This window comes from Streptomyces calidiresistens, from assembly GCF_014141525.1.
In the GTDB taxonomy this organism is placed as follows: domain Bacteria; phylum Actinomycetota; class Actinomycetes; order Streptomycetales; family Streptomycetaceae; genus Streptomyces; species Streptomyces calidiresistens.
Genome location: NZ_VKHS01000389.1, coordinates 1 through 5102 on the forward strand (window position 1 = coordinate 1; position 5102 = coordinate 5102).

Here is a 5102-nt window from a genome sequence, read left to right on the forward strand (position 1 = left end):
ACTGCGCCCCGCCCTGATGATCCACGGGCACACCGACGTGGTCCCCGCCAACGCCGCCGACTGGACCCACCACCCCTTCTCCGGTGAGATCGCCGACGGCTGCGTGTGGGGTCGGGGCGCGGTGGACATGAAGGACATGGACGCCATGACCCTGGCGGTCGTGCGCGACCGTCTGCGCTCCGGCCGCAGGCCCCCGCGCGACATCGTGCTGGCCTTCCTCGCCGACGAGGAGGCCGGCGGCACGCACGGCGCCCGGTACCTGGTGGATCACCACCCCGATCTCTTCGAGGGGGTCACCGAGGCGATCAGCGAGGTCGGCGGCTTCTCCTTCACCGTCAACGAGAATCTGCGCCTGTACCTCATCGAGACGGCCCAGAAGGGCATGCACTGGATGCGGCTGACCGTGGACGGCACCGCCGGTCACGGCTCGATGGTCAACCGGGACAACGCCATCACCGAGCTGTGCGAGGCGGTGGGCCGGGTCGGCAGGCACACCTTCCCGGTGCGGGTGACCAAGACCGTCCGTTCCTTCCTGGACGAGCTCTCCGACGCCCTCGGCGTCGAGTTGGACCCGGAGGACATGGAGGCCACGCTGGCCAGGCTCGGCGGCATCGCCAAGATCATCGGTGCGACGCTGAGCAACACCGCCGCCCCCACCCAGCTGGACGCCGGGTACAAGGTGAACGTCATCCCCGGCCAGGCGGTGGCGCACGTGGACGGCCGCTTCCTGCCGGGGTACGAGGAGGAGTTCCTCGCCGACATCGACCGGCTGATCGGCCCCCGGGTGAAGCGGGAGGACGTGCACAGCGACAAGGCGCTGGAGACCACCTTCGACGGGGCCCTGGTGGACGCCATGCGTACCGCCCTGGTGGCCGAGGACCCGGTGGCCCGGGCGGTGCCGTACATGCTCTCCGGCGGCACCGACGCCAAGTCCTTCGACGACCTCGGGATCCGCGGTTTCGGGTTCGCCCCGCTGAAGCTCCCCCCGGAGTTGGACTTCGCCGGGATGTTCCACGGGGTCGACGAGCGGGTACCGGTGGATGGCCTGCAGTTCGGTGTCCGGGTGCTCGACCGGTTCATCGACCGCTGCTGACCTGCGAATTTCCCGTATTCGCCCCGCCCGACCGACCCCCGCGACCTGCCCGCGGCGGGTCGGTCGGGCGTGCGAGCCATGATCAGGAAGGGTGAATGAGTCCTCGGGCTCGTGCCCCCCTCCATCCCCCCTCGTTACAGCTGGTGCAGCCCTCAACGGGGCCGCGATGTCTACGAGGAGGAAGTAATGATCAAGAAGGTCGCCGCCGTCGCCGCCGCCACCGGTGGTCTGGTTCTGGCGGGTGCCGGCATGGCCGTCGCGGACGCCGACGCCCAGGGCGCCGCGGTGAACTCCCCGGGTGTCGCCTCCGGCAACGTCGTCCAGATCCCGGTCCACGTTCCGGTGAACCTGTGCGGCAACACCATCGACATCGTCGGGATCCTGAACCCGGCCTTCGGCAACGTCTGCGTCAACCTCTGACGCTTCGCCCCATTCCCATGCGGGCTTGACACCGTGCGGCCCCGGGGTGCTCACCCGCGCTCCGGGGCCGTGGGGTATCCGCGCGGCGCGGGCGCGACCTCGAGCGCCCCGCCGCCCCGGGACCGACAAGCGGTCCATCAGCAACTTCGACGAGGCATATCAAGGCAGGGGAACCACCATGCGACAGGTCACCAGGAAGGGCCTGATCTCCGTCGCCACCGCGGGCGGCGTGCTCGCGCTCTCGGGGGGCGGGACGGCGTTCGCGAACGCCGACGCGGCCGGGGCGGCCACCAACTCGCCGGGCGTGCTGTCCGGCAACACCATCCAGGTGCCGGTGCACGTTCCGGTGAACGTCTGCGGCAACACCATCGACGTGGTGGGCCTGCTCAACCCGGCCGTCGGCAACACCTGTGCCAACGTGTCCGAGGGCAACAACGGCGCGGTGGCCGAGGGGGCCTCCACCAACTCGCCGGGTGTCGCCTCCGGGAACACCATCCAGGTGCCGGTGCACGTTCCGGTGAACGTCTGCGGCAACACCATCGACGTCGTGGGGATCCTCAACCCCGCGGTCGGCAACAGCTGCACCAACGTGTCCGGTGGCGGTGACGTCCCGCCCGCGCCGGAGAACCCGGGGCCGGGCAACCCCGGCAACCCCGGCAACCCGGGTGAGCCGGGTGAGCCGGGTGAGCCGGGCACTCCCGGTACCCCCGGTACTCCCGGTGAGCCCGGTACTCCCGGCAACCCGGGTGGGCCGGGCACTCCCGGCAACCCGGGTGGGCCGGAGACGCCGAACACCCCCGACACCCCCGACACCCCGGGCTCCGAGACCCCGCAGCAGGAGACGCCGCGTGAGCGCGCCCCGCAGGGCGGCGGTGACGAGGCCGACGACGAGACCCCGGTCGCCGTCTCCGCGCCGCGTGACGGTTCCCTCGCGCAGACCGGCTCCGAGCTGCCCCTGGCCGCCGCCGGCCTGGCCGCGGCCGGCCTGCTGGCCGGTGGCGCGGTGCTCTACCGCCGCAACCGCGTCGGGCAGCCCGCCTGAGCGCACCTCCCGGGCTCCTCGGCCCGGCGGACGGGGTCCCGCGCCCGCGGGGCCCCGTCGCCGTGTCGACACGGCCGGTGCCGGCACCGATGAGGGGGCGGCCCGCGCCCCGGGCCGCCCCCTCATCCACGATCCGCGCGGATCGTCCTCGTCACCACGTGGCCCGCACCTGACGGATGATCCGCCGGCGCAGGCGCACCCTTCTGCTGCCATCCGGGTACAGACGCAACCGGTGCAGCTCCCAGTGGCCGTACTCGGCCTGCTCGGTCAACAGCCGGGTGGTGGCGGAGCGGGACACCCCCCGGGGCACGTACACATCACGAAACTCGTATTCCGGCATCGCCTCCATTGTGCGGGCAGGCCCCTCTTCCCGATACCGTCTGCACCATGTCTGATGTTGTGCAGCCCGGGGCTGCCGAGGTACGAGCCGCAGCCGAGGCGCTCAAGGAAGCGCTGGATCGGCACCTCACCGCCGTGGAACGGCGGGCGGCGGCGGGGGAGGACGACGCCGAGGCGGCGGCCGCCGTCTTCGCCGCCTTCAACGAACTCGCCGCGGCGGGCGAGGTCTATGACGAACTGCTGTACGACGCCTACGACGAGGTCACCCCCTTCGAGGTGCCGCTGTCCGAGGGGGCGTCCGGGTACGAGGGACCCGGCGAACCCGAGGCGATCAGCGTGTTCATCCGACGGGACTACACCGTCAACGATTCCCGGCGCCTCATCGCCCGGGCCCAGCAGATCACCGATCTCGACCCGGATTCCGTGAACGAGGAGGAGGTGCGCGGCGTCGCCGCCGAGCACAGCCTGCACGCCGCCCTCGGTGTCCTGTTCGGGGAGTACGAGCCGGACGAGATCGCGAGCCGCCACAAGGAGTTCGGGCTGGAGGAGGGCGACGCCACCACCTGGGTCACCGCCGCCGAGGAGCCCGCCGAGCCGGGGGAGTGGCTGCGCGATCCGTTCGACGCGGTCGACCCGGAGCGGGTGATCTGCCGGTTCGACATCAGCGACGCCTTCGACGAGGACGACATCGAGGGCCGTTAGCAGCCGTTGGCACCGGACGGCGTCCGCGCCGGTGGGGAGGCCCCCGAGGGGGCGTCCCCACCGGCGCGTCGTTCAGGGGGCGGGGGTGCCGCCGGCGGGCACCGCCCTGCCCAGCAGCAGGGGCAGTCGGGTGACGCGCTCCACCCGGCGCGGCACGGCGACCGCTGCGGCGGCCCCGCCGCCGGTGCCCTGCACCACGGACAGGTGGCGCTCCCCCCGCCCGAAGGCGGTGTGCAGCCACCCCCGGTCCAGCCGTCGCCCCGCGTCGCCGGGCACCACGACCACGGCGGCGGGCCAGCGCCGTCCCGCCGCCCGCCGGGCCGTCACCGCCCAGCCGTGCCGCACCGAGGTCGCCACCGCCTCCGGGGGCACGGTCACGGTGTCGCCGGAGGCCGTGCTCTCCCCGGCGCCCTCACCGCTCCCGGCCCGGGAGGGGTCCGTGCCGGGCGGAGCCAGGCGCAGCCCCTCCGGGGTGCCCTCCAGCACCACCGCGGGACGGTACCGACCGGGACCCTCCCGGTACTCCACCCGGTCACCGGGGTCGAAGCCGCCGAACCGGCCGGGGCCGGGGTTGACGGCCGCCTTCAGCGCGGCGTTGAGCGCGGCGGCGCCGACCGGTCCGTCCTCACCCGGCACGATCACGACCGTCGAGGCCGGATTCACACCGAAGGCGCGCGGGATGGACCCGGTGACCAGTTGCACGGTGCGGTGGACGGCCTCGCCGGTGTCGCGCGCGGTGACCACCACGACCTCCCGGTCCGGTGCCTCCACGGGGGTCAGCTCGCCGACCGCCACCCCCGAGACCAGTTCCCCGATGGGTCCCGGGTCCGGGGTGCGGGAGACCACGGAGGGACACAGACCCCGGGCGGCGGCGGCCAGCACGTCCCGCAGCACCGCGCCCGCCCCCGCGGACTCCAGCCCGTAGGGGTCGCCCGACAGGATCAGACGGGCGCCCCCCGGCAGGGCCTCCACCAGGGCGGCCGCCGCCTCGGTGTCCAGCAGTTCGGCGTCCAGCACGGCCAGCAGATCCAGGGGAAGGTCGCCCTCCTCGTCCCGTCCCGGCCCCTCCCGGCCGGTGAGCAGGCCGGAGCAGGTGGCCACCGGCAGGTCGGGGAAACCGCCCGCGGCACGGCGCACGCCGTCCGGGTCGTGCACCACGACCCCGGCCCGCAGCCCGGCGGCCCGGACGGCGGCGACCACCGCGAGGGGTTCGGCCCGGGCGGCCTCGCCGCCGGTGTGCACCACCAGACCGTGGTCGCGCACCGCGCTCCACAGCTCGGCGGCGGAGGAGCCGGCCCGCGGACGGGTGGGGTCGCCGTCCCCCGCGCCGTCGGGGCCGGTGGGGGGCTCGGTGGGCAGCCGCGGTCGTTCGGTCGGGGAGCCCGTGGCCAGGCCGATCAGGCCGTCGGCCAGCGACTCCTCGGCGACCGCCCAGCGCTCGGTGCCCACCAGGGTCCGCACGGGCACCGCCGACTCGGCGTGCCCCGTCCCCGCGGTGTCCTCGCC

Annotated in this window: 6 protein-coding genes; 4 read left to right on the top strand and 2 right to left on the bottom strand. The window is 74.0% G+C overall.

Annotated features, from left to right (window positions below; genetic code table 11):
* From FOE67_RS16035 to FOE67_RS30445, 3 genes are all read left to right on the top strand, one after another.
* Positions 1-1093 (top strand): M20/M25/M40 family metallo-hydrolase (locus tag FOE67_RS16035; protein ID WP_182664855.1); only part of this gene is annotated, 1093 nt, incomplete at its 5' end.
* A gap of 186 nt (positions 1094-1279) precedes the next feature.
* Positions 1280-1513 carry a chaplin gene (locus tag FOE67_RS16040; protein WP_182664863.1) on the top strand — a complete coding sequence of 78 codons (234 nt, stop codon included), beginning with the start codon at positions 1280-1282 and terminating at the stop codon, positions 1511-1513.
* 178 nt (positions 1514-1691) lie between these two features.
* Positions 1692-2555 (top strand): chaplin, encoded by an 864-nt coding sequence (locus FOE67_RS30445; protein ID WP_182664857.1) that lies wholly within the window; start codon positions 1692-1694, stop codon positions 2553-2555.
* Between the two features lie 151 nt (positions 2556-2706).
* Here the strand turns inward: FOE67_RS30445 and FOE67_RS16050 are convergent, their stop codons facing one another.
* Positions 2707-2895, bottom strand: coding sequence for a DUF5703 family protein (locus tag FOE67_RS16050; protein ID WP_182664859.1), 189 nt, complete (start codon positions 2893-2895; stop codon positions 2707-2709).
* Positions 2896-2942: 47 nt separating this feature from the next.
* Here FOE67_RS16050 and FOE67_RS16055 point away from each other — a divergent pair, with 47 nt between their 5' ends.
* Positions 2943-3596 (top strand): hypothetical protein, encoded by a 654-nt coding sequence (locus tag FOE67_RS16055; RefSeq protein WP_182664861.1) that lies wholly within the window; start codon positions 2943-2945, stop codon positions 3594-3596.
* A 72-nt stretch (positions 3597-3668) separates the two neighbouring features.
* On the opposite strand, the gene FOE67_RS16060 is transcribed toward FOE67_RS16055, so the two are convergent.
* On the bottom strand, positions 3669-5102 hold a 1434-nt coding region (locus tag FOE67_RS16060), incomplete at its 5' end, for a DEAD/DEAH box helicase family protein (RefSeq protein WP_498370703.1).